Origin of the sequence: Rhizobium sp. NRK18 (genome assembly GCF_024385575.1) — a bacterium.
Taxonomy (GTDB): Bacteria; Pseudomonadota; Alphaproteobacteria; order Rhizobiales; family Rhizobiaceae; genus JANFMV01.
Genome location: NZ_JANFMV010000001.1, coordinates 3,819,798 through 3,842,580 on the forward strand (window position 1 = coordinate 3,819,798; position 22,783 = coordinate 3,842,580).

At 64.1% G+C, this 22,783-nt stretch carries 16 protein-coding genes; 11 read left to right on the top strand and 5 right to left on the bottom strand.

The window, feature by feature from the left end; genetic code table 11:
• The first annotated feature begins 23 nt into the window (after positions 1–23).
• Together dapB and NN662_RS18155 are read left to right on the top strand one after the other, a co-directional pair.
• Entirely contained in the window at positions 24–854 is an 831-nt protein-coding gene (gene dapB / locus NN662_RS18150; protein ID WP_261931614.1) for a 4-hydroxy-tetrahydrodipicolinate reductase, read from the top strand.
• 22 nt (positions 855–876) lie between these two features.
• A complete protein-coding gene (locus NN662_RS18155) occupies positions 877–1,512 on the top strand; it encodes a 2,3-bisphosphoglycerate-dependent phosphoglycerate mutase (protein ID WP_261931615.1) in 636 nt (211 codons plus the stop codon).
• Positions 1,513–1,581: 69 nt separating this feature from the next.
• Here the strand turns inward: NN662_RS18155 and NN662_RS18160 are convergent, their stop codons facing one another.
• Positions 1,582–2,670 carry a citrate synthase gene (locus tag NN662_RS18160; protein WP_261931616.1) on the bottom strand — a complete coding sequence of 363 codons (1,089 nt, stop codon included), beginning with the start codon at positions 2,668–2,670 and terminating at the stop codon, positions 1,582–1,584.
• A 77-nt stretch (positions 2,671–2,747) separates the two neighbouring features.
• Between NN662_RS18160 and NN662_RS18165 the strand changes: the two genes are divergently transcribed.
• On the top strand, positions 2,748–3,968 hold the full coding sequence (locus NN662_RS18165; RefSeq protein WP_261932025.1) for a citrate synthase family protein: 1,221 nt from the start codon (positions 2,748–2,750) through the stop codon (positions 3,966–3,968).
• 14 nt (positions 3,969–3,982) lie between these two features.
• Here NN662_RS18165 and polA read toward each other — a convergent pair whose 3' ends face one another.
• Entirely contained in the window at positions 3,983–6,940 is a 2,958-nt protein-coding gene (polA, locus tag NN662_RS18170) for a DNA polymerase I (protein ID WP_261931617.1), read from the bottom strand.
• A gap of 605 nt (positions 6,941–7,545) precedes the next feature.
• On the opposite strand from polA, the gene NN662_RS18175 reads away from it, so the two are divergent.
• Together NN662_RS18175 and NN662_RS18180 are read left to right on the top strand one after the other, a co-directional pair.
• Positions 7,546–7,977, top strand: a complete 432-nt coding sequence (locus NN662_RS18175) for a MarR family winged helix-turn-helix transcriptional regulator (protein ID WP_261931618.1) — start codon at positions 7,546–7,548, stop codon at positions 7,975–7,977.
• A 100-nt stretch (positions 7,978–8,077) separates the two neighbouring features.
• Positions 8,078–9,463 (top strand): dipeptidase, encoded by a 1,386-nt coding sequence (locus tag NN662_RS18180; RefSeq protein WP_261931619.1) that lies wholly within the window; start codon positions 8,078–8,080, stop codon positions 9,461–9,463.
• A gap of 63 nt (positions 9,464–9,526) precedes the next feature.
• Here the strand turns inward: NN662_RS18180 and NN662_RS18185 are convergent, their stop codons facing one another.
• Positions 9,527–12,073 (bottom strand): methyl-accepting chemotaxis protein, encoded by a 2,547-nt coding sequence (locus NN662_RS18185; protein WP_261931620.1) that lies wholly within the window; start codon positions 12,071–12,073, stop codon positions 9,527–9,529.
• Positions 12,074–12,510: 437 nt separating this feature from the next.
• Between NN662_RS18185 and NN662_RS18190 the strand changes: the two genes are divergently transcribed.
• From NN662_RS18190 to dnaJ, 3 genes are all read left to right on the top strand, one after another.
• Positions 12,511–14,748 carry a transglycosylase domain-containing protein gene (locus NN662_RS18190; RefSeq protein WP_261931621.1) on the top strand — a complete coding sequence of 746 codons (2,238 nt, stop codon included), beginning with the start codon at positions 12,511–12,513 and terminating at the stop codon, positions 14,746–14,748.
• A gap of 273 nt (positions 14,749–15,021) precedes the next feature.
• Entirely contained in the window at positions 15,022–16,932 is a 1,911-nt protein-coding gene (gene dnaK, locus NN662_RS18195) for a molecular chaperone DnaK (protein WP_261931622.1), read from the top strand.
• Positions 16,933–17,025: 93 nt separating this feature from the next.
• Positions 17,026–18,174 (top strand): molecular chaperone DnaJ, encoded by a 1,149-nt coding sequence (gene dnaJ, locus NN662_RS18200; RefSeq protein WP_261931623.1) that lies wholly within the window; start codon positions 17,026–17,028, stop codon positions 18,172–18,174.
• A gap of 91 nt (positions 18,175–18,265) precedes the next feature.
• Here dnaJ and NN662_RS18205 read toward each other — a convergent pair whose 3' ends face one another.
• Positions 18,266–19,486, bottom strand: coding sequence for an aminopeptidase P family protein (locus NN662_RS18205; RefSeq protein ID WP_261931624.1), 1,221 nt, complete (start codon positions 19,484–19,486; stop codon positions 18,266–18,268).
• 356 nt (positions 19,487–19,842) lie between these two features.
• Positions 19,843–20,049 (bottom strand): SlyX family protein, encoded by a 207-nt coding sequence (locus NN662_RS18210; RefSeq protein ID WP_261931625.1) that lies wholly within the window; start codon positions 20,047–20,049, stop codon positions 19,843–19,845.
• A gap of 102 nt (positions 20,050–20,151) precedes the next feature.
• Here NN662_RS18210 and recF point away from each other — a divergent pair, with 102 nt between their 5' ends.
• The 3 genes from recF to NN662_RS18225 all read left to right on the top strand — a co-directional run bounded on the left by recF (position 20,152) and on the right by NN662_RS18225 (position 22,780).
• Positions 20,152–21,276 (top strand): DNA replication/repair protein RecF, encoded by a 1,125-nt coding sequence (recF, locus tag NN662_RS18215; RefSeq protein WP_261931626.1) that lies wholly within the window; start codon positions 20,152–20,154, stop codon positions 21,274–21,276.
• A 258-nt stretch (positions 21,277–21,534) separates the two neighbouring features.
• Positions 21,535–22,311, top strand: coding sequence for a molybdopterin-synthase adenylyltransferase MoeB (locus tag NN662_RS18220; RefSeq protein WP_261931627.1), 777 nt, complete (start codon positions 21,535–21,537; stop codon positions 22,309–22,311).
• Positions 22,304–22,780, top strand: coding sequence for a GNAT family N-acetyltransferase (locus NN662_RS18225; protein ID WP_261931628.1), 477 nt, complete (start codon positions 22,304–22,306; stop codon positions 22,778–22,780). The genes NN662_RS18220 and NN662_RS18225 overlap by 8 nt, the downstream gene beginning before the upstream one ends.
• The last annotated feature ends 3 nt before the right edge of the window (positions 22,781–22,783 follow it).

The window sequence follows — 22,783 nt, forward strand, 5'->3', positions numbered from 1 at the left end:
AGAACAAGGGAAGAGGACAGGCAATGAGCGGATCCGATATGAAGCTGGTGGTGGTCGGTGCGGCCGGGCGGATGGGGCAGACGTTGATCCGCCTCGTTCACACGACACCCGGCGTCGTCCTGCACGCCGCCATCGAGCGCGAGGGTTCGCCGTTCATCGGCAAGGATGCAGGCGAGCTCGCCGGCCTCGGCCCGATCGGCGTGACCGTCGGCGACGATCCGCTGAAGGCCTTCCTCGAGGCGGAAGGCGTGCTCGACTTCACGTCGCCGGCCGCCAGCGTCACCTTTTCCGGCCTCGCGGCACAGGCCCGCATCGTGCATGTCATCGGTACGACTGGCTGCTCAACCGACGACGAGGCGAAATTCGAGGCTGCGGCGCGCCATGCCCGTATCATCCGCTCCGGCAATATGAGCCTCGGCGTCAATCTGCTGAGCGTGCTGACCGAACAGGCCGCACGCGCGCTCGGGCCCGATGCCTGGGACATCGAAATCCTGGAAATGCACCACAAGCACAAGGTCGACGCGCCGTCCGGCACCGCCCTTCTGCTCGGCAACGCCGCCGCCAAGGGGCGCGGCATTGATCTCGCCTCGCATTCCGTCCGGGTGCGCGATGGCCATACCGGCGCGCGCCAAGCCGGCACGATCGGCTTTGCGACGCTGCGCGGCGGCTCGGTGATCGGCGATCACTCGGTCGTTCTTGCCGGCGAAGGCGAGCTCATCACGCTGTCCCACAGCGCCGGCGACCGCACCATTTTCGCGCGCGGCGCGCTCACGGCGGCCCTCTGGGCGCGCCGCGAGAAGCCCGGCTTCTATTCCATGCTCGACGTGCTCGGGCTGTCGAAATCCAATTCTTGACCATCAACCTGAGGACAAACGGATGAGCGGAACACTTGTGCTGGTGCGCCACGGCCAGAGCGAATGGAACTTGAAAAACCTCTTCACCGGCTGGAAGGACCCCGACCTGACGGAGCTCGGCGTTCAGGAAGCCAATGCCGGCGGCAAGGCGCTCGCCGATTACGGCATCAAGTTCGACATCGCCTTCACCTCGGCCCTGTCGCGCGCCCAGCGGACCTGCCAGATCGTCCTCGACAATGTCGGCCAGTCCGGTCTCGAGACGATCCGCGACGAAGCGCTCAACGAGCGCGACTACGGCGACCTCGCCGGCCTCAACAAGGACGATGCCCGCGAGAAGTGGGGCGAGGAGCAAGTGCATATCTGGCGCCGCTCCTATGACGTTCCGCCGCCCGGCGGCGAAAGCCTGAAGGACACCGGCGCCCGCGTCTGGCCCTATTACATGATGGAAATCCTGCCGCGCGTGCTGCGTGGCGAGAAGGTGCTGGTCGCAGCCCACGGCAATTCGCTGCGCTCGCTGGTCATGGTGCTCGACCGCATGAGCCGCGAGGAGATCCTCAAGCTCAACCTCGCGACCGGCGTGCCGATGGTCTACAAGCTCAACGCAGACTCGACCGTCGCCTCCAAGGACGTGCTCGGCGACATGTCCGGCGCCCACTGAACGGCAAAGATACACGACAGAAAGGCCGGGCCACGCGCCCGGCCTTTCTGTTTTATGCTTCACCCGGGTCTATGCCGGCATGTCGCCGATGTAGACCGAGGCCGGGCGCAGCAGGCGGCCCTTGCGTTGCTGCTCCATCGCATGGCCGATCCAACCCGCCGTGCGCGCGGCGGCAAAGACGGGGGTGAAGGCCTGGCGCGGAATCTGCAGCGCATCGAGCAGGATGGCGGTGTAGAATTCCACATTGGTATCCAGCTTGCGGTCCGGCTTGTGGGTCGCCAGCGCCTTGCGGGCATAGGTTTCGACCCTTGCCGCCAGCCCCAGATCGCGGCCCGCCCTATCCAATTTTTCCACCGCCGCCTTCAGGACGTCGGCGCGCGGATCGCGGACGCGGTAGATCCGGTGGCCGAAGCCCATCAGCCGTTCGCCGCGCTTCAGCGCATCGTCGATCCAGCTCTCGATCCGGTCAACCGAGCCGATGTCATCCAGCATGTTCAGGACGGGCTCCGGCGCGCCGCCATGCAGCGGGCCGCTCAGGGCGCAATAGGCGGCGGTGACCGCCATGAACAGATCCGCGCCGGTGGAGGCGACCACGCGGCCGGCAAATGTCGAGGCATTCATGCCGTGGTCGGAGACGGTGATGAGATAGGCATTGAGCGCCGCCGTCTCGCTGTCGGTGGCCGCCTCGCCTCGCAGCATGCGCAGGAGATCGGCGGCCTGTCCGAGCCCGGGGTCGGGACGGACGAGATCGAGCCCGTTGGCGCGGCGAACCAGTCCGGCGGCGATCACCGGCATCGCCCCGAGAAGGGCGACTTCCGGACGCGTCGTGCCGTGCTGATGGATGGCCGCGGCTGCGGCGCGGAAGCCGTCGACGATCGGCATGCCGTCCGTCACCGCGAAGATTGCCGGCATGCGGGCGTGGGCGTCGAGGCGCGCGCGGCCAAGGTCGCGCGCGAGGTCCGCCGCGTCATGCGCTGTCCCGCTCGCCAGAGACCAGAGCCTTGCCGTCACCGCTTCGAAGCTTTCAGCGAACGCGAGGTCGGCGACGCGTGCGCCGGCGATCACCAGTTCTCCCTTTTCTCCGTCGACATGCGACAGAAGCGTTTCCGCGGCGACGACGCCTTCGAGCCCGACCACGGGCATGGATTGGATGGTCATGGATCATGCTCCTTTCATATTGGAGGAGAAGCATGTCGCTCTTTTCATATTGATCAATCTTGATTATCATGATCAATATGAAAAACACGGCCGATCCGCTCTACCTCAGTGCCCGCGAAGCCGCCGCCGAACTCTCCGTCTCGCCGGCAACGCTTTATGCCTATGTCAGCCGCGGCCTTGTGCGCTCCGAAGCGACGGCGGATTCGCGCGCCAGGCGCTACCGCGCGGACGACGTGCGGGCGCTGAAGAACCGGCGAGCCCCGGCCGGCGGTGCGAAGTCCGGCGATGCCGACAGGGTTGCCGCCCTCGATTCCGCCATCTCGACGCTGACTGCCCATGGGCCTCTCTATCGCGGCGTGCTGGCGGTGCGGCTTGCGGATCACGCGACGCTGGAAGAGACCGCGACGCTGCTGTGGGATGTCGACGAGGCCGACCCGTTCTCGGCCGCCAACCTGCCGTCCAGCTCCGAAACGCTCGACACCGTCCGCCAGTCGACCCTCACCTTCTCGCCGCTTGCGCGGACAATGGCCATCATGTCGGTCGCCGGCGAGGAAGACCCGCGGGCGTTCAATCGCTCGATAGCGGGCAGGACGCAGACCGGGGCGCGGGTGATGCGGCTGACCGCTGGCGCCATTCTCGGCGCGAGCCCCTCCGGCCTGCCCATCCATCGGCAGCTGGCCGACGCCTGGGCTCCCGGCAACCGCGTCGCAGAGGATCTCATCCGCCGGGCGCTGGTGCTGCTCGCCGAACATGAGCTCAACGCGTCCGCCTATACCGTGCGCTGCGCGGTCTCCACCGGGCTCAATCTCTACGATGCCACCGTCGCGGGACTGGCTGCGGTCAAGGGGCCGCGCCACGGCGGCGCCGGACCGCTTGCCGCCCGGCTGATCGATACGCTTGCCACCGGCGATCTCGCCGGCGGCATTCGGGAACGGGTGGCGCTCGGCGAACGCTTTCCCGGCTTCGGTCACGCCGTCTATCCCGGCGGCGATCCTCGCGCCGATCATCTGCTGTCGGCGCTCTCCAAGGCCGGTGCCGATCCGCACCTCGCAGTCGACGCCCCTCGCCTCATCCGCGAGGCGACCGGGCTTCATCCGACCATCGACTATGCAATTGCGGTGATGACCCGCATGCTGGGCCTGCCGGTCGGTCACGAACTGGCGATCTTCGCACTGGCGCGAACGGCCGGCTGGATTGCGCACGCCATGGAGCAGCAGGACGCCGACGTGCTCATCCGCCCGCGGGCCCGCTACACCGGCCCGGCGCCGGCCCGCATGCAGCCGACCGAGGCGATCTAGCGGTCACGCTGATATCAGTGCGCCTCGTCCCAGTTGGTTGCGGCGCGGGCGTCGACCTTCAGCGGCACCTTCATCGAAAGTGCAGGCATGGTGGCGTTTTCCATGGTGGAAACGACCACGGGGATCGTCTTTTCGACCTCGGCGTCCTCGACCTCGAAGATCAGTTCGTCGTGGACCTGCAGCAGCATGCGGGCCGAAAGCTTCGCCTTTTCCAGCACCGGTTCCATCTGGATCATGGCGCGGCGAATGATGTCGGCGGCAGACCCCTGGATCGGCGCATTGATGGCGGCGCGTTCGTTGAAGGCGCGCACCTGCGGGTTCGACGACTTGATCTCCGGATAATGGATGCGGCGGCCGAAGATGGTTTCGACATAGCCCTGTTCGCGGGCGGCCGCCTTGGTCGCCTCCATGTAGTCCTTGATGCCCGGAAAGCGCTCGAAATACTTCTTGATGTAGTCGCCGGCTTCCGAGCGCTCGATCCCGAGCTGGTTGGCAAGACCGAAAGCGGAAATGCCGTAGATGATGCCGAAGTTGATCGCCTTGGCGCGGCGGCGGACTTCGGACGGCATGCCTTCGACCGGCACGCCGAACATTTCGGATGCCGTCATCGCATGAATGTCGATGCCGTCGGCAAAGGCCTGCTTCAATTGCGGGATTTCGGCGACATGGGCGAGCACGCGCAGTTCGATCTGGCTGTAGTCGGCCGAGAGCAGCTTGTGGCCGGGCGTCGAGACGAAGGCCGTGCGGATCTTGCGGCCCTCGGCGGTGCGGACCGGGATGTTCTGCAGGTTCGGATCAGAGGACGACAGACGGCCGGTGGTCGTGGCCGCCAGCGAATAGGAGGTGTGCACCCGCTTCGTCTGCGGGTGGATGAAACCCGGCAGCGCATCGGTGTAGGTCGACTTGAGCTTCGTCAGCTGGCGCCAGTCGACGATCTTGCGCGGCAGTTCATGGCCCGTCGCCGCGAGGTCTTCCAGAACCTGCGCCGAGGTCGACCATTGGCCGGTCTTCGTCTTTGAACCACCTGGCAGGCCCATCTTGCCGAACAGGATGTCGCCCAGCTGCTTGGGCGAGCCGATGTTGAAAGTCTCGCCGGCGAGCTTGAAGATCTCGTCCTCCAGCGCCGCCGCCCCTTGCGCGAAATCGCCCGAGAGGCGCGAGAGGATCTGCCGGTCGACGGAAATGCCGCGCTCTTCCATGCGGGCGAGCACCGGCAGCAGCGGCCGTTCCAGCCGCTCATAAACCCGCGTCAGCCGGTCGGCCGCCAGGCGCGGCTTCAGCACCATCCAGAGCCGCAGCGTCACGTCGGCGTCTTCGGCGGCATAGGCCGTCGCCTTGTCGATCGCCACCATGTCGAAGGTGACGGAGGATTTGCCGGAGCCGGCGACCTCCTTGTAGGGGATCGGCGTGTGGCCGAGCCAGCGTTCCGACAGCGCATCCATGCCGTGCGAATTCGCGCCCGCGTCGAGCACATAGGAGAGCAGCATCGTGTCATCAAAACTCTTCGTCTCGATGCCGTAGCGCTTCATCAGCAGGTAGTCGTATTTGAGGTTCTGCGCGACCTTGAGGACGGTTTCGTCCTCCAGTAGGTCCTTCAGCCGTGCCAGCGCATCCTTCATCGGGATCTGGTTTTCGACGAGGCCGCCACCCAGAAGATCGCCGGTGCCGCTCTGATGGGCGAGCGGCACATAGGCCGCGCGGACCGACAGGCCGGACGGGTCCTTCTTGTTGTCGGCAAGCGCCAGCGAGAAGCCGACTAGATCGGCCTGCATCGCGTCGAGCGACGTCGTCTCGGTGTCGAAGGCGACGATGCCGGTTTCGCGCGCCGCCGCAATCCACTCATCGAGCGTCTTCAGGTCGCGGATGGTCACATAGGCGGACGGATCGATCTTGGCGCCGGCAAAGGCTTCGGCCCGTGCCTTGGCGAGATCGGCGGGCGTCGGGTCGCCGCTGTCGGTATCCGAGCTAGCGGCGGGAGCCTTGGCCGCAGCGGGCTTCGCATCGCCCTCCCCGACATCCGGTCCATGCGCCTCGTCGGCGGTCTCGACCTCAATGCCGGCGGCGTCGACCGCGGAAGCGTCGGTGCCGGTCGCCTCGGCGACGCGGCGGGTGAGCGTCGTGAACTCCATCGCCTTCAGGAAGGCGATCAGCTTCGGGCCGTCCTGCGGCTCGAGGATCAGGCCGTCTAGATCGACCTCCATTGGCGCGTCGGTCCGGAGCGTCACCAGCTGGCGGGAGATGCGCACCAGCTCGGTATTGGCGATGATGTTCTCGCGACGCTTGACCTGCTTGATCTCTTCGGCGCGCGAAAGCAGCGTATCTAGATCGCCGAACTCCTCGAGAAGCTGGGCGGCCGTCTTCGGGCCGATACCGGGAACGCCCGGAACATTGTCGGTCGAATCGCCGGTCAGCGACTGCAGGTCGATCATCTTTTCCGGCGGCACGCCCCATTTCTCGATGACTTCCGGTATCGAGATCTGCTTGTCCTTCATGCTGTCGTACATGTGGACATTGGCGGTGACGAGCTGCATCAGATCCTTGTCGGAGGAGACGATGGTGACGTCGGCGCCGGTCTTTTCGGCATGCCGGGCATAGGTGGCGATGATGTCGTCGGCCTCGAAGCCTTCGGTCTCGATGCAGGGCAGGTTGAAGGCGCGGGTCGCTTCGCGGATCAGGCCGAACTGCGGCACCAGTTCTTCCGGCGGCGCGGAGCGGTTGGCCTTGTATTCCGGATAGATTTCCTTGCGGAAGGTCTTCGAGGAATAGTCGAAGATGACCGCGAAATGGGTCGGCGTGACGCCCACCGAGGTGTCGCGCGCATCGGTCAGGAGCTTCCACAGCATGTTGCAGAAGCCCGACACCGCGCCGACCGGCAGGCCGTCGGACTTGCGGGTCAGAGGCGGCAGCGCGTGAAAGGCGCGAAAAATGAAGCCGGAGCCGTCGACGAGGAAAAGATGATCACCTGTTTTCATGGGGAGCATGGATAGCGCGCGACGAACCAAAGGTCCATCGCGGTTTGACGGCCGGCAAAAGCAAAAAATGATAGCCGACATTGAAATGCCATATTTGGAGAACGATATGATTAGTAAGCGGTCCTTACCAAAGCCGCTTGACCGGGATGATTCCCCCTCATCCCGAACCTGCGGACAGTCGATCAAGGCCCCCTCTGATGATCCTGTAACCGCTTTGACAAAACCGCCACGGCCCGTCCCCCGCCGTGGCGGTTTTTTGTTGTCCGCAAGACGCGGCAAAAGCCGCAGAACGCCTCACCGAAAGCTCACCACTTCGTTACCAATTTGTAATGATTTCGCGGCCTTGTTTCCCTTGAAAAGACACATTCGGAAGTACATTTCTTAGTCATCGGCGGAACGAAAAACGCCGCAGTCTGATGCAAGGCCTGTCCCCCGCCTTATCAGACTTCGGACAAAGGCCTTACCCCCCTCTCCGGGCCTTTGTCCCCTTATCGCAGGCCGCCATGGTTTCCCCTCCGACCATGGCGGCCTTTTTCGTTTTCCGCCCCTCTCCGACGGTCTATCCCCACCTTGCCCAAGTCCTGAAACAAGCCTATTCAGAAGGCATGCCAAGCGATCAAACGGATTCGGCCGCCTATCTCGCAGGCCAACTCGCCAAGGGATTTTCCAGGTCCCTGCAGCTGCGCGCCGCCGAGCTCGGATTTTCACCCGGCCATCTGCCGATCCTCATCGAATTGTGGGCCGAAGACGGGCTGACCCAGAGCCAGCTTCTGGAGCGCATCGACATCGAGCAGCCGACCATGGCCAACACATTGTCGCGCATGCAGAAGGCGGCGCTCATCGAGCGTCGGGCGCATCCGACAGACCGCCGCGCACAGTTGATATTCCTCACCGACAAGGCGAAGGCCATGGAAAGCGATGCGAGACGGGCGGCGGAAGAGGCCGAGGAGGCCCTGTTTGCCGGCTTTCGACAGTTCGAGAAAGAGCTGATGCTGGAATATATGCGGCGTGCGCTTGGCAATGCACGCAAACCCTGAGCCGACCGCGCGCACCGGCGAATTCCATCTCGAAACCCGCCGACCTTTGCCCTAAGTTGCCCACCAACCGACTGCCTTTGCCCACCACAAGGATTTGCAAATGACCGATCTATCGTCCGTTCTCGATTGCGCCGACAAGAATTTCCCCTCGAGCCTGGAGACGCTGTTCGAGCTTTGCCGCATCAAGTCGATCTCGACCGATCCGGCCTACAAGTCCGAATGCCGCTCGGCTGCCGAATGGCTGGCGAATTACCTGACCGACATCGGCTTCGAGGCCTCCGTGCGCGACACGCCCGGCCATCCGATGGTCGTCGGCCATCACGCCGGTGCGAGCGCCGAAGCGCCGCATGTGCTCTTCTACGGCCATTACGACGTGCAGCCGGTCGATCCGATCGAGCTTTGGAGCAACGATCCCTTCGATCCGGCGGTGCGCGAGGTGGAAGGCCACAAGGTGATCACCGGCCGCGGCACCTCCGACGACAAGGGCCAGCTGATGACCTTCGTCGAGGCCTGCCGGGCCTACAAGGAAATCCACGGCGCGCTGCCGGTCAGGGTCACCATCCTGTTCGAGGGCGAGGAAGAATCCGGTTCGCCGTCGCTGAAGCCCTTCCTCGACGCCAATGCCGACGAGCTGAAGGCCGATTTCGCACTCGTCTGCGATACCGGCATGTGGGATCGCGATACGCCGGCGATCTGCGCCGGGCTGCGCGGCCTCGTCGGCGAGGAAATCACCATCACCGCCGCCGACCGCGACCTCCATTCGGGCATGTTCGGCGGTGCTGCCGCCAACCCGCTGCATATCATGTCCAGCATTCTTGCCGGCCTGCACGACGAGACCGGCCGCGTGACGCTCGAGGGCTTCTATGAAGGCGTCGAGGAGACCCCATCGCAGATCAAGGCGATGTGGGACAAGCTCGGCCAGACGGACGAAACGTTTCTCGGCCAGGTCGGCCTCTCCGTTCCGGCCGGAGAAAAGGGCCGCTCGGCGCTGGAACTGACCTGGGCGCGGCCGACCGCCGAAGTCAACGGCATGTGGGGCGGCTATACCGGCGACGGCTTCAAGACCGTGATCGCCGCCAAGGCCTCCGCCAAGGTGTCGTTCCGCCTCGTCGGCAAGCAGGACCCGAAGGCGATCCGCGAGAGCTTCCGCGCCTATGTGCGCTCGAAGGTGCCGGCCGACTGCACGGTCGACTTCCATCCGCATGGCGGCTCGCCGGCGATCCAGCTGTCCTACGATTCGCCGCTCCTCAACCGCGCCAAATCGGCGCTCTCGGACGAATGGCCGAAGCCGGCCGTCGTCATCGGCATGGGCGGCTCGATCCCGATCGTCGGCGACTTCCAGAAGATGCTCGGCATGGATTCGCTGCTGGTCGGTTTCGGCCTGAACGACGACCGCATCCATTCTCCGAACGAGAAATACGACCTCAATTCCTTCCACCGGGGCATCCGCTCCTGGGTCAGGATCCTCGACGCACTGGTCAAGTGACATGAAAAAGGCCCGCCGGCGAACCGGCGGGCCTTTCGATTTCAGGTCTGGCGCGCGTACCGATCAGGCGGCGGCGTGGCGCTGGTCCGAAAAGGTTGCACCGAGACCGTCGTCATCGAGGCGGAAGCGCGAGACCAGCTCGTTGAGTTCGACGGCTTCGAGCGCCAGCGCGTGGCTCGCGGTGTTCGTCTCCTGCACCATCGCGGCGTTCTGCTGGGTCATCTGGTCCATCGAGTTGACGGCGGAGTTGACCTCCTGCAGGCCGGTCGCCTGTTCCTGGCTGGCCTTGGCCATGGTCGAGATGTTGATGCCGATTTCCTCGATCCGGGAATTGATGCGGGAAATGACCTCGCCGGTCTCGCCGACCAGCTTGACGCCGTCCCTCACCTCATCATCGGAGCGGCGGATCAGCTCCTTGATTTCCTTGGCGGAACTTGCCGAACGTTGGGCGAGTTCGCGAACCTCGTGGGCAACGACCGCGAAGCCCTTGCCCGCCTCGCCGGCACGCGCCGCCTCGACGCCGGCATTCAGCGCCAGAAGGTTGGTCTGGAAGGCGATGTCATCGATGACGCTGATGATCTGGCCGATCTGCTGCGAGGCCTGCTCGATGCGGCCCATGGCGCGGACGGCGTCCGAGACCACCTGACCGGACTTCGAAGCCTCGCTCAGGATATCGCGGGTGACGCGATCGGTTTCCGCCGCCCGTTCGGACGTCATCTTGACCGTGCCGGTCATCTGGTCGACGGCGGCGGCCGTTTCCTCCAGCGACGAGGCCTGCTGCTCGGTGCGGCGCGCCAGATCGTTGGCACTGCCGTTCAGCTGTCCACTCTTCGCCTGGATGGAGAGCGCGTTGTCACGGATGCTGGCGAGCGTATCGCGCATATGGGCGACGGACTCGTTGAAGTTGATGCGCAGCTCGTCGAGTTCGCCGGCGAACGGCGTATCGATGGTGCAGATGAGATCGCCATGGGCGAGCGAGCGCAGGCTTGAGGCGAGCGCGTCGATGGTGACGCGCAGTTCCTGGGCGGCGCGCTCCCTTTCGCGGTCGGCTGCCTCGCGTTCGGCGTCCGCCCGCATGCGGTTCTGCTCGGCTTCCCGTTCGACCTTGATCTTGTCTTCGGCATTGGTCTTGAAGATGCCGAGCGCGCGGGCCATCTCGCCGATTTCGTCGCCGCGTTCCAGCCCGGAAACCGCCGTCTGCAGCTTGCCGGACGCCACGTCCCGCATGGCGTTGGTCAAACGCAGGATCGGTCCCTTGAGGGCAGTGACGAGCAGCAGCGTCGCGACGATGGCGAAGGCCACCGCCGAGAACGCCGCAACGACAGTGATGGTGCGGGCCTGCTCCTGAACCACGGTCGCCTCGCTGCGCTGGCTGCCGGCGAAGGCGACGATATTCTTCCAGGCTTCGTCGATGTCGAGCGAGGCCTGCTTGAAGGAGGTCGTCCGCGTGTTGGCGACCTCGACGAGCTTGGCGGCCTCTGTGTTCAATGCATCGATCGGCGCGATCGCCTTCTGGGCGAGATCAAAGACGGACTGCAGGTCGCCCATGATCAACGGGAAGGCCTGGATCACGGATTTCAGCTTCTGCGCGCCGTTCACCAGGTTCTTCAGGCTCTCTTCATCGGCCCGGCCGAGGAAATCGGCGGCCAGCACCTGCGTGTTGTTGACCTGAATGAGCACGTTGGTCGTATAGGCGACGATCGCCTGCGAATCCGACAGCTGTTCGTCTAGTTCGCCGAACCGCTTGATGGCGTCGCGGGCCGCCGTGGCGCCAAGTGCGCGCAGCTTGATACCCATCGGACGAAGCGCGGTCGCATGCTTCTGGATGGTGATCAGCGATGCGTCGACATTCATGTTCTTTTCGGCGGTATCGAGGATGCCCTGAAGATTGTCGCGGATCGTATCGGCGACGACGGCACTGGCCTTCGGCACGGCATGGCCGATGTCCTTGGCGAGGGCGCGGATGTCGGAATAGTTCTTCTTGACGACGTCGAACGCTTCCTGCGGGGTTGTTGCCGCCGAAAGGTCCCCTGACAGGCTTGTGACGAAGGTGGCACCCTGGCTCAGGACTTCGGAGCCACGCAGCATGTCCTTCGCTTCGTTGTCGGCCTTGCGGGCTTCCTTGCTGACCTTCGAGGATGTGGCGAACAGCTCGTCCTTGACGGCCGCCAGTTCGCCGAGATGCTTCGCCATCTCGGCGCGCGTCGCCAGCTCATTCTTGTTCAGTTCCCACAGGTCGTTGACCCGGGTGATCAGGTTGCGGGCAAGGTCCTCGCCCTTCCGCAGCTCGTCCGCGTGATTGTCGCCCTCGACGTGGTCGAGGATCGCCTGCATCGAGGTCACCTGCTCCTGCAGGTGCTCGACAACGGCGGCGCGGCGCTCTTCGGTGGCGGAGCCGAGGAACTCGTTCATTTCGGAATAGGCTTTCTTGAAACCGCCCAGCGAATCGATGCTGGCGGCCGTTCCGGCCAGCCTCTGGCCAAGCATCGATCCCGTCATCAGGCTGATGAAGGCAAGGCCGGCAATTCCGGCAACAATCGGTACGATGAAAACGATGACCTTGGTCTGAATGGAGAGCCGGGAAAAAGCCCGGTCAAAAAAGCTGAACATTTCGAAATGCCTCTACTTGCGCGGTGTTCTGGGGCCTGCACGTCAAAATCTGGACGACATCGAGCGCCCTCGAAGGCCAAAGGCGCCTGTTTGCGGGCATAATCGGTCGACTTTGATTAAAATTGGTTTAAATGAGGCAGTTCGGTACGCTTTTTGCTTTTATGTCCGCGCGCATCACAACTCGCGCCTTGCTTTCCCTGCCGATTGCGGCATTTCCAACCGGCAATAGTGAACGCACAAAGGACACGACCAGACGACGAACGGGGAAAACTGGTTAACTTCCCCTTAAATCGCCGCATTTAAAGTTCAGGGCGACCATATTACCAATGGAGTTTTCATCCGGGCATTCAAAGGCGCCCGATCATCATGTTTCATGAAGTGGTCCGGCGTGTCCGCGAAACTTGAATTCTCCCCCAAGCAAGGCTAACCCGTCGGCAATGGCTGGAAACAAGAAATACCGCGATCGGATTGAACCGACCTTCGATGGTCAGGGATCCCGAGACAAGCCGAATTCGGGCAGGCGTCCGTCAAAGGGCAAGAAGAAGACCAAGGTGCGTCGCGGCGGATTTGTCGGCCTCGTCCGGTTCATGGCCTATTGGTGCATCGTCCTTGGTATCTGGGGCACAGTCGCCGTTGCCGGCGTTGTCGTCTATTACGGTTCGAAAATGCCGGCCGCCAGCAGCTGGGCCATTCCGGATCGCCCCCCGAACGTCAAGATCATGGCCGTCGACGGCACGGTGCTCGCCAATCGCGGGCCGACAGGCGGGGAAGCGCTGACGCTCGACGAGATGTCGCCCTACATCCCGATGGCCGTCATTTCCATCGAAGACCGGCGCTTCTACTCGCATTTCGGCATCGACCCGATCGGTCTTGCGCGCGCCATGGTGACCAACGTCCTGACAGGCCACATGGTGCAGGGCGGCTCGACGCTGACGCAGCAGCTCGCTAAGAACCTGTTCCTGTCGCCGGAGCGCACGCTGGAACGCAAGGTGCAGGAAGTCCTGCTGGCGCTGTGGCTGGAGCACAAGTTCAGCAAGGACCAGATCCTTGCCATGTATTTGAACCGCGTCTATTTCGGCGCCAATTCCTACGGCGTCGAGGCGGCGTCGCGGCGCTACTTCAACAAGTCGGCGCGCGACGTGAACCTTGCCGAGGCGGCGACGCTCGCCGGCCTCCTGAAGGCGCCGTCGCGGCTGTCGCCGGCCACCAATCCGGATGGCGCGAAGGCGCGTGCGCAGGTGGTGCTCGGGGCCATGAAGGACGCCGGCTACATCACCGACAGCGAAATCAAGACCGCGATGAACCAGGAGCCGGCTCAGGCCAAGCATTTCTGGTCCGGCGCGTCGCATTATGCCGCCGACATGGTGATGGACGAACTGAAGACGCTGGTCGGCGACGTCAACCAGGATCTCGTCGTCGACACGACCATCGATCCGACCCTGGAAAAGGCGGCCGGCGACGCCATCGCCACGGCCATCGACAAGAACGGCAAGAAGCTCGACGTCGAGCAGGGCGCACTCGTCTCGATCGACGGCACCGGGGCGATCCGGGCGCTGGTCGGCGGCAAGGATTATTCCGAGAGCCAGTACAACCGCGCCTGGAAGGCCAAGCGCCAGCCGGGCTCCGCCTTCAAGCCCTTCGTCTATGCGACGGCGCTCGAACAGGGCGACAGCCCGGATTCGATCCGCAACGACGCGCCGGTGAAGATCGGCAACTGGACGCCGGAAAACTACGAAAAAAAGTACGACGGTCCGGTGACGCTCGCCTACGCGCTGGCGCATTCCATCAACACGGTCGCCGCCCAGCTGGCGCAGGAAGTCGGCCCGAACAACATCATCAAGCTCGCCCACCGGATGGGCATCGAATCCGAGCTGGAACCGAATGCCTCGATCGCGCTCGGGACGTCCGAAGTGTCGCTGGTCGAACTGACGGGCGCCTATGCCGCCTTCATGAATGGCGGCTACAAGGCGACCCCGCATATCATCCGGCGGGTATCCACAACCGACGGCAAGGTGCTCTACGAGAATACCTACGACAAGCCGCCGCGCGTGCTCGAACCGCGGACGGTCGTCAACATGAACACCATGATGATGGGCGTCGTGAACCAGGGAACCGGAACGGCCGCCAAGCTGCCGGGCTGGCAGGTGGCGGGCAAGACTGGCACGACGCAGTCCTATCGCGACGCGCTGTTCGTCGGCTTCACCAGCAACCTGACGACCGGCGTCTGGTTCGGCAATGACGACGGCCACTCGATGAAGCGGGTAACCGGCGGCGGATTGCCGGCGCGCACTTGGCAGGAGTTCATGGCAGCGGCGCATCAAGGCCTGTCACCGGCCCCGCTCTATGGCGAGGGACAGACGGTCGACCAGCAGCCGCGCCAGCAACAGCAGCAGGCGCCCGGCGACCAGCAGATGGTGCGTCAGGACGATGGCATCGACACGCTTTACGGCCTGATTTCCCGTGTCCTTTCCGGCGACAAGCGCAAGACGGACTATCCGCCCGCGCCGGTTGGCAATGCCGACAATGGCGGCAACGGCGGCAGGCAACCGGTCGAAGAGATGCCGCAGCAGGTCAACAATGGCGGGCCCGTGCCGCCGGCCGATGTCGGCACTTATGAGCCGCCGCCGCGCGCGCCGCGCAAGACCAGCCTTCTCGGTATCATCATGGGAGAATGACCGCCGTCGCCGCGAAGCGCCGGACTGCCCGGCGCAAGGCTCGTCCGCTAATGCGAACAGACGTGCATTGCTTGGCGGAATTGGCGGCGCGAATCTTTTGATTTTCGCCTTTCGGCCCCCGCCTTCCGCCTTGCAGACCGCAAAACTGCTACTTATATACGCCGCATAACCGCAGCCTGGATGCTGCGCAATCCCAGAGACCATCCAGTCGAGGGGCTGTCAGCGGAACGCCTCAAGCCGGGTTCCGACGGCCTGCTTAAAGGAGAGAATGACATGGCAAAAGTAATTGGTATCGACCTTGGAACCACCAACTCCTGCGTCTCCATCATGGACGGCAAGGATGCGAAGGTGATCGAAAATGCCGAAGGCGCGCGCACGACGCCGTCGATGGTCGCCTTCACGGAAGACGGCGAACGTCTCGTCGGCCAGCCGGCCAAGCGCCAGGCTGTGACCAACCCGACGAACACCCTGTTCGCGGTCAAGCGCCTGATCGGCCGCCGCTATGAAGACCCGACCGTCGAAAAGGACAAGGGCCTCGTCCCCTACCACATCGTCAAGGGCGACAATGGCGACGCCTGGGTCGAAGCCACCGGCAAGAACTATTCTCCCTCGCAGATCTCGGCGATGATCCTTCAGAAGATGAAGGAAACCGCGGAAGCCTATCTCGGCGAGAAGGTTGAAAAGGCCGTCATCACCGTTCCGGCCTACTTCAACGACGCGCAGCGTCAGGCCACCAAGGACGCCGGCAAGATCGCCGGTCTGGAAGTCCTGCGCATCATCAACGAGCCGACCGCTGCCGCGCTCGCCTACGGTCTCGACAAGAAGGACGGCAAGACGATCGCCGTCTACGACCTTGGCGGCGGCACCTTCGATATCTCGGTCCTGGAAATCGGCGACGGCGTCTTCGAAGTGAAGTCGACGAATGGCGACACCTTCCTCGGCGGTGAAGACTTCGACATGCGTCTCGTCGAATATCTTGCTGCCGAGTTCAAGAAGGACAACGGCATCGACCTGAAGGGCGACAAGCTGGCCCTGCAGCGTCTGAAGGAAGCCGCTGAAAAGGCGAAGATCGAGCTGTCGTCCTCGCAGCAGACCGAAATCAACCTGCCGTTCATCACGGCGGATGCCTCCGGTCCGAAGCACCTGACGATGAAGCTGACCCGCGCCAAGTTCGAAAGCCTGGTCGACGACCTCGTGCAGCGCACCGTTGCGCCGTGCAAGGCCGCCCTCAAGGACGCCGGCGTTACCGCAGCCGACATCGACGAAGTGGTTCTCGTCGGCGGCATGAGCCGCATGCCGAAGGTCCAGGAAGTCGTCAAGCAGCTGTTCGGCAAGGAGCCGCACAAGGGCGTGAACCCGGATGAAGTCGTCGCCATGGGCGCGGCCATCCAGGGCGGCGTCCTGCAGGGCGACGTCAAGGACGTTCTGCTGCTCGACGTGACCCCGCTGTCGCTCGGCATCGAAACGCTCGGTGGCGTATTCACCCGCCTGATCGAACGCAACACGACGATCCCGACGAAGAAGTCGCAGACGTTCTCGACCGCCGAAGACAACCAGTCGGCCGTGACGATCCGCGTTTCGCAGGGCGAGCGTGAAATGGCAGCCGACAACAAGCTGCTCGGCCAGTTCGATCTCGTCGGCATTCCGCCGGCACCGCGCGGCGTGCCGCAGATCGAAGTGACCTTCGACATCGACGCCAACGGCATCGTCCAGGTTTCGGCCAAGGACAAGGGCACCGGCAAGGAACACCAGATCCGTATCCAGGCATCTGGCGGCCTGTCCGACGCCGAGATCGACAAGATGGTCAAGGACGCCGAAGCCAATGCCGAGGCCGACAAGAAGCGTCGCGACTCCGTCGAAGCCAAGAACCAGGCCGAAAGCCTCGTTCACTCGACCGAAAAGTCCCTCAAGGACTACGGCGACAAGGTTTCGGCCGATGACAAGAAGTCGATCGAGGACGCCATTGCCGCGCTGAAGACGGCCATCGAGGCTTCCGAGCCCGATGCCGAGGACATCAAGGCGAAGACCCAGACCCTCATGGAAGTCTCCATGAAGCTCGGTCAGGCGATCTATGAGTCCCAGCAGGCCGAAGGCGGCGCATCCGAAGAGGGCGCAGCCGATGGCAACGACGACGTCGTCGATGCCGACTATGAGGAAATCAAGGACGACAAGAAGTCGGCCTAATTCGATGACGGGCGTCCTTAGCGCGTCCGCCATGTCCTGAAATTCCGGCCGCGTCCTGCGGCCGGACATTTACTTTCCAGGGTTGGTTTCTCCATGGCAAAAGCGGACTACTACGAAACATTGGGGGTCGGCAAAACCGCTGACGAGAAGGAGCTGAAAAGCGCCTTCCGCAAGGCGGCGATGAAATATCATCCCGACAAGAACCCCGACGACAAGGAAGCCGAACACAAGTTCAAGGAAATCAACGAAGCCTACGAAGTGCTCAAGGACCCGCAGAAGCGGGCCGCCTATGATCGCTTCGGCCACGCTGCCTTCGAACATGGTGGCATGGGTGGCGGCGGCGGTGGTGCCGGCGGACCGTTCGGCGCCGGCGGCATGGGTGCCGGTGGCTTCTCCGATATCTTCGAGGACATTTTCGGCGAGATGATGGGCGGTGGCCGCGGCCGGCGCTCGACGGGCGGACGCGAACGCGGCGCCGACCTTCGCTACAATATGGAAATCTCACTTGAGGAAGCCTATGCCGGCAAGACGGCGCAGATCCGGGTTCCGACCTCGATCACGTGCGACGTGTGCTCCGGATCCGGCGCCAAGCCGGGCACCAAGCCGCAGACCTGCGCCACCTGCCAGGGCTCCGGCCGCGTGCGCGCGGCGCAAGGCTTCTTCTCGATCGAACGCACCTGTCCGACCTGCCAGGGTCGCGGCCAGACGATTTCCGATCCCTGCACCAAGTGCCATGGTCATGGTCGGGTCCAGGAAGAGCGGTCGTTGTCGGTCAACATCCCGGCCGGCATCGAGGACGGCACGCGCATCCGCCTGCAGGGCGAAGGCGAAGCCGGTGTGCGCGGCGGGCCGGCGGGCGATCTCTATATCTTCCTGTCGGTGAGACCACACCAGTTCTTCCAGCGCGACGGTGCGGACCTCTACTGCACGGTGCCGATCTCGATGACGACGGCAGCGCTCGGCGGCACGTTCGACGTCGGCACGCTGGATGCGACGAAGTCGCGCGTCACGGTTCCGGAAGGCACCCAGGCCGGCAAGCAGTTCCGCCTCAAGGGCAAGGGCATGCCGGTGCTGCGTTCCGCACAGAAGGGTGACCTCTACATCCAGGTGCAGATCGAAACGCCGCAGAAGCTCACCAAGCGCCAGCGCGAGCTGTTGCAGGAATTCGAGCAGCTCTCCTCGAAGGAGAACAATCCGGAGACCTCCGGCTTCTTCGCACGGATGAAGGAATTCTTCGAATAGCGTGTTCGCCACTGTTTGAAATGCAAAGAGCCGGGCGGTTTCGCCCGGCTCTTTTTGTCTCTACGCAGACCTTTTGGGCTCGGCTTTAGCTTCAGCAGGCTATCACGTTCTTCTCCGGGCCGTAGGGGAAGCCGGTGATGTTCTCGGCGCCGGTCTCGCCGACGACCAGGATGTCGTGTTCGCGGTAGCCGCCCGCCCCCGGTGTGCCGTTCGGTACCCAGAGCATCGGCTCCATGGAGACGACCATGCCCGGCTCCAGCACAGTCTCGATATCCTCGCGGAATTCCAGCCCCGCCTCGCGGCCGTAATAATGGCTGAGGATGCCGAAGGAGTGGCCGTAGCCGAAGGAGCGGTACTGCAAGAGCCCCTCGTCGGCGAAGAAGCGGTTGATCTCGGCGCAGACGGCGGCGCAACTGATGCCGGGTGTGATCAATGACAGGCCGAGCTCATGGGCGGCGACGTTGGCCTCCCACAGCTTCAACGACGCCGCATCCGGTTCTCCGAGAAACAGCGTGCGCTCCAGTGCGGTATAATAGCCGGAGATCATCGGGAAGGTGTTGAGGCTGAGGATCTCGCCCGGCACGAGCTCGCGCGTGGTGACGGGGTTATGGGCGCCGTCGGTGTTGGGTCCGGACTGGAACCACACCCAGCTGTCGCGCAGTTCGCTATCCGGATGGGCGCGGGCGATTTCCAGTTCCATCGCATCACGGCCGGCCATCGCCACGTCGATCTCGCGGGTCCCCTCGCGGATTGCCGCCCGGATTGCCTCGCCGCCGACATCGGCGATGCGCGCGCCCTCGCGGATGAGGGCGATTTCCTCTGCCGACTTGATCATGCGCAAGGCCATGGTGGCCTGCGCGATGTCGACGAGTTCGACCTTGCCGACGATACGCTCCAGCGTGGCGCGGGCGGCGAGCGTCATGTGGTCGGTCTCGATGCCAAGCCGGCCGACGGTGCCGATCAGACCCGACACGGCGCGCCAGTAATTGTCGCGCTGCCAGTCGGTATAGATGATGTTATCGCCGACCGACCGGCGCCAGGGCTGGCCGCCGTCGATATTGGCGGAAACCACCGTCAGCCCGTCGGGCGTGACGACGCAGGCATAGGGCCTGCCGAAGCTGCAATAGAGGAAACCGGAGTAGTAGGCGATATTGTGCATGGAGGTCAGCAGCACGGCCGGAATGTCGCGTTCGGTCATGATCGCCCGCAGGCCGGCAAGCCGGCGCGCATATTCCTCACGGCTGAAGGGCAGCGGCACCTTCTCGCCATTGTGGCAGACAAATGTTTCGGGACGCTTGGTTACATCAAGCATGGGTTCATCCTCGTCCAAATGCCGGGCAGGATGGATAACGCCCGGCGTTCCATCCGGGCGTACAGGACAAGCATCATCATGGAGATGATCGTGATCCGCAAAAGTGCAGCGACGCCATCGCCGCGCGGTCACGCACATAGAGATAGCGAAAATTCCAGCGGCTTTCAATCTGGAGAATCGTGCTCGCCCGCAAGCCGATTCATTCCGGCTCGGCGGCTCAATTTACCTCCCCTTCTCCCCTTGGGGAGAAGTGCCGAACGCATGTGAGGCGATGAGGGGTTCCCTCCTGCCCCGTCCGACAACCCCTCATCCGGCGCTTCGCGCCACCTTCTCCCCAGGGGGAGAAGAGGCGAGCATCAATAATGCGGCGGCTTGGTGATCGGCGGCGCGTCGAGCGACTGTTCCTCGAGGCTGAGGAAGCGCTCGGTCAGCCGGTCGAGCTTGGCGCGCACCTGCTCGACCACCTTCCATTGCTCGGCAATCTCATCCGAAAGCTCCTCGATCACCTTCGCCTGATGGGCGACGGTTTCCTCGAGCGTGATGATGCGGTTTTCGTCGGACATGGCCTCGTCTCCTGATGCCGGCCTTCATACTGACGCATCGCGGCGACCACAAGATGTCATCCCGCCTTGCACTCAAAGGCCGATTCATCGTAGCTGGCTTCGATGCCGGAAAAGATTGCCATCACCCGTCTGAAGCTCACCGACTTCCGCAACTATGCCGAAGCCTCGGTTGCGTTCGACGGGCGGCATGTGGTGCTGACCGGCGAGAACGGCGCCGGCAAGACCAACCTGATGGAAGCCGTCTCGTTCCTCTCGCCCGGCCGCGGCCTGCGCCGCGCCGCCTATGGCGACCTGCCGCGCGCCCATGGCTCGGGCGGCTTCACCATCTTCGCCGATGTCGACGGCATGGAGGGCGAGGTGAAGGTCGGCACGGGCATGACCGGCGGCGAGGACATTGCCTCGCGGCAACTGCGCATCAACGGCACGCAGGCAAAATCCATGGACGAGCTGCTCGACCATGTGCGCCTCCTGTGGCTGACACCGGCGATGGACGGGCTGTTCACCGGGGCCGCCGGCGACCGCCGTCGCTTTCTCGACCGGCTGGTGCTCTCCATCGATCCCGCCCATGGACGGCGGGCGAGCGATTTCGAGCGCGCCATGCGCAGCCGCAACAAGCTTCTCTCCGACGGTCGTGTGGACCCGTCGTGGCTTTCCGGCATCGAGCAACAGATGGCGAGCCTCGGCATCGCCATGATGCTCGCCCGCCACGAAATGCTGGGACTGCTGGCAAAGCTGATCGAGGAGACGGCGGGCGGCTCGCCGTTTCCTTCGGCAACCTTGATGCTGTCGGGATTCTTCGACGGCGAGTACCATCGTCCGGCCATCGATCTGGAAGACGACTATGCCGACATGCTGGCCCGCGGTCGCTACCGCGACCAGGCCGCCGGCCGTACACTGGAAGGCCCACACCGCGCCGATCTTCTGGTCCGTCACCGCGAGAAGGACATGGAGGCGGAGCGCTGCTCGACCGGCGAACAGAAGGCGCTGCTGGTCGGCCTGATCCTGGCGCATGCCCGGCTCGCCGCCAACATGACCGGGTTCGCGCCGATCCTGCTTCTGGACGAGATCGCCGCCCATCTGGACGAGGGCCGGCGCGCCGCGCTCTTCGACCTCATCGACAATCTCGGCGGCCAGGCCTTCATGACCGGCACAGACCGGGCGATGTTTTCCGCCCTTGCCGACCGCGCCCAGTTCTTTACGGTTGCCAACGGCGCCGTTTCGGAATGAAGGCGCAGTAGAAAATTCCCCCTCTGGCCTGCCGGCCATCTCCCCCACAAGGGGGGAGAGGACCCGTGGCAGGCCTGGCACCCAAGAACTGCAACATCGTTATTGATGACTACGGCTGACGCAGGGGCGAGCCCCTCCCCCTCGTGGGGAGGGGTTGGGGAGGGGTCTTTAGGACGGTGCGAAGTAACGCAATTCACTCCGCCGGTCTTTGATACTATATGGTGTTGCCATGCAGATCCCCAAAAGGACGCCCGACCCATGACCGACCCCCTCTCCCCCGACGAGATCACCCGCTACGGACGGCACATCCTGTTGCCGGAAATCGGCGGGCCGGGCCAGCAGAAGCTGAAGAACGCGCGTGTGCTGGTGATCGGCGCCGGCGGGCTCGGCGCGCCGGTGCTGCAGTATCTCGCGGCAGCGGGTGTTGGCACCATCGGCATTGCCGACGACGACCGTGTGTCGCTCTCCAACCTGCAGCGCCAGGTCATCCATTCGACCGACATGCTCGGCGAGATGAAGACGCAGAGTGCGGCCGACGCCATCGCCCGGCTGAACCCGCATGTGAAGGTGATCCGCTTCGAGGAGCGCTTCAGCCCCGACAATGCCGACCGGCAGATCTCCGGCTTCAGGCTCGTCGTCGACGGCTCGGACAATTTCGACACCCGCTATCTCGCCGCCGACCGGGCGGAACAGGCAAAGGTGCCGCTGGTCAGCGGCGCGGTCGGCCGTTTCGACGGTTCGCTCACGGTGCTGAAACCCTATGAGCGTGGGGCCGACGGCGAGCTGCTGCCGTCCTATCGCGACCTCTTTCCGGCGCCGCCGCCACCGGGCATGGTGCCCTCCTGCGCCGAGGCCGGCGTCGTCGGCGCGCTGACCGGCGTCATCGGCACGTTGATGGCCATGGAGGTGATCAAGCTTCTGACCGGAGCCGGCGAGCCTCTGGTCGGCCGTCTGCTGCTCTACGACTCGCTGACATCGCGGTTCGACACGATCAAGTACCGCCGCGCCAAGACGGACGCCCGCAAGCATGCCTGAACTCTCCCGGCTGGACGACAGCTTCACGCGCTGGGACGCGCTGCTGGCGCTGGTCATGACGTCGTTCGCCTATATGGAGGGGCGGATCGACCCGCCCTCCTCGGCCCACAGGCTGACGCCGGATTTACTGGCCCAGAAGGCGCGTGACGAGATCGGCTTCGTCGTAACGGAAAGCGATGCGCTGCTCGCCTGCGCCTTTTTCCGGCCGGAGCCGCCGGATTTCCTCTATGTCGGCAAGCTGGCGGTTTCGCCCGAGGCACAGGGCAAGGGTCTCGGCAGGCTCCTGCTGGCGACCGCGGAAGACATCGCGCGTCAGCTCAGCCTGCCGAAGCTCAGGCTGGAGACGCGGATCGAACTTGTTGAAAACCACGCGACATTCGCCGCCTGGGGGTTCGTGAAGACGGCCGAGAACCGTCACGCCGGCTTCGATCGCACCACGTCGATCGAGATGCAGCGGCCGGTGGCCTGAACG

What these genes read in the sequence shown, in the direction of transcription:
- dapB (WP_261931614.1), top strand. Translation starts at nt 24, where the DNA reads ATGAGCGGATCCGATATGAAGCTGGTGGTGGTCGGTGCGGCCGGGCGG.
- NN662_RS18155 (WP_261931615.1), top strand. Translation starts at nt 877, where the DNA reads ATGAGCGGAACACTTGTGCTGGTGCGCCACGGCCAGAGCGAATGGAAC.
- NN662_RS18160 (WP_261931616.1), bottom strand. Translation starts at nt 2,670, where the DNA reads ATGACCATCCAATCCATGCCCGTGGTCGGGCTCGAAGGCGTCGTCGCC.
- NN662_RS18165 (WP_261932025.1), top strand. Translation starts at nt 2,748, where the DNA reads ATGAAAAACACGGCCGATCCGCTCTACCTCAGTGCCCGCGAAGCCGCC.
- polA (WP_261931617.1), bottom strand. Translation starts at nt 6,940, where the DNA reads ATGAAAACAGGTGATCATCTTTTCCTCGTCGACGGCTCCGGCTTCATT.
- NN662_RS18175 (WP_261931618.1), top strand. Translation starts at nt 7,546, where the DNA reads ATGCCAAGCGATCAAACGGATTCGGCCGCCTATCTCGCAGGCCAACTC.
- NN662_RS18180 (WP_261931619.1), top strand. Translation starts at nt 8,078, where the DNA reads ATGACCGATCTATCGTCCGTTCTCGATTGCGCCGACAAGAATTTCCCC.
- NN662_RS18185 (WP_261931620.1), bottom strand. Translation starts at nt 12,073, where the DNA reads ATGTTCAGCTTTTTTGACCGGGCTTTTTCCCGGCTCTCCATTCAGACC.
- NN662_RS18190 (WP_261931621.1), top strand. Translation starts at nt 12,511, where the DNA reads ATGGCTGGAAACAAGAAATACCGCGATCGGATTGAACCGACCTTCGAT.
- dnaK (WP_261931622.1), top strand. Translation starts at nt 15,022, where the DNA reads ATGGCAAAAGTAATTGGTATCGACCTTGGAACCACCAACTCCTGCGTC.
- dnaJ (WP_261931623.1), top strand. Translation starts at nt 17,026, where the DNA reads ATGGCAAAAGCGGACTACTACGAAACATTGGGGGTCGGCAAAACCGCT.
- NN662_RS18205 (WP_261931624.1), bottom strand. Translation starts at nt 19,486, where the DNA reads ATGCTTGATGTAACCAAGCGTCCCGAAACATTTGTCTGCCACAATGGC.
- NN662_RS18210 (WP_261931625.1), bottom strand. Translation starts at nt 20,049, where the DNA reads ATGTCCGACGAAAACCGCATCATCACGCTCGAGGAAACCGTCGCCCAT.
- recF (WP_261931626.1), top strand. Translation starts at nt 20,152, where the DNA reads ATGCCGGAAAAGATTGCCATCACCCGTCTGAAGCTCACCGACTTCCGC.
- NN662_RS18220 (WP_261931627.1), top strand. Translation starts at nt 21,535, where the DNA reads ATGACCGACCCCCTCTCCCCCGACGAGATCACCCGCTACGGACGGCAC.
- NN662_RS18225 (WP_261931628.1), top strand. Translation starts at nt 22,304, where the DNA reads ATGCCTGAACTCTCCCGGCTGGACGACAGCTTCACGCGCTGGGACGCG.